Annotated in this window: 1 protein-coding gene; it reads left to right on the top strand. The window is 74.4% G+C overall.

Annotated features, from left to right (window positions below; genetic code table 11):
- A partial coding sequence (locus A2U95_RS23465; RefSeq protein ID WP_420857043.1) for an LCP family protein occupies positions 1-1185 on the top strand: 1185 nt, incomplete at both ends.

A 1185-nucleotide genomic window follows, 5' to 3' on the forward strand; every position in this document is an offset into this window, starting at 1 on the left:
GCCGGCGGGGCGGGGCGCGGGGGCGGCCCCCGGCGGCCCGCCGGGCGGCGGCGCGGGTGGGGCGGGCGCGTGGTCACCGCGCTCTCGGTGACCGTCCTCGCCGCGGCCGGCATCGGGCACTCGGTGCTGACCGGGATCGACGACGGCATCGCGCGCGTCGACCCGTTCCGCGACATGAAGAACCGCCCGAACGCGGGCCACGGCACCAACATCCTGCTGGTCGGCACCGACGGCCGCGACCGGATCACCCCGGAGCAGCGGCGCAGGTACCGCCTCGGCGGCGAGCCGTGCCACTGCACGGACACCATGATGATCGTCCACATCTCCGAGGACCGCGGCCGGGCCAGTGTGGTGAGCCTGCCGCGCGACTCGTACGCGGTGACGCCGGAGTACACCGACCCGGACACCGGGAGGAAGCGGCCCGGGCATCCGGTGCGGCTGAACGCGGCGTACGCGGAGGGCGGGCCGCAGCTGACCGTGCGGACCGTGGAGAAGATGACCGACGTGAAGATCGACCACTACCTGGAGGTCGACTTCACCAGCTTCATCCGCACCGTCGACGTGCTGGGCGGAGTGCAGATCTGCACCAGCAGGCCGCTGAAGGACGCGAACACCGGGCTGGCCCTCGGACCCGGCCGGCACCGGCTCGACGGCGGGCGGGCCCTGCAGTACGTCCGTGCCCGGCAGGTGGACGCCGCCTCCGACTTCGGACGGATGCAGCGGCAGCAGCGGTTCCTGGCCGCGCTGATCGAGCGGGCCTCCTCGTCCGGGGTGCTGCTCAACCCCGTGAAGCTGCGGAGCGTCGCGGGCGCGGCGCTGGGGTCGGTGCGCGCGGACCGCGGCTTCGGGACGGCGGAGATGATCGCCCTGGGCCGGGCGATGCGGAACTTCTCGCCGTCGTCCTCGGAGTTCACCACCGTGCCGATCGCCAAGATGAACCACCGGGCGCCCGGCGTCCCGGGCGAGACGCTGAGGTGGAACGCCCTGAAGGCGCGGCAGATCTTCACGGCGCTGCGCCAGGACCGGCCGCTGGCGCCGCACGTCGCGAAGCGGCCGAAGGCGAAGCGCGTGCCGGTGGCGCCGGAGCAGATCCGGGTCCAGGTGGAGACCGGCACGGTGACGCCGGGGCTCGGCAGGCGGGTGGACGCCGGGCTGGCGGCGACGGGCTTCGTGACCACGCGATCG

This window comes from Streptomyces chilikensis (assembly GCF_001642695.1).
Taxonomy (GTDB): domain Bacteria; phylum Actinomycetota; class Actinomycetes; order Streptomycetales; family Streptomycetaceae; genus Streptomyces; species Streptomyces chilikensis.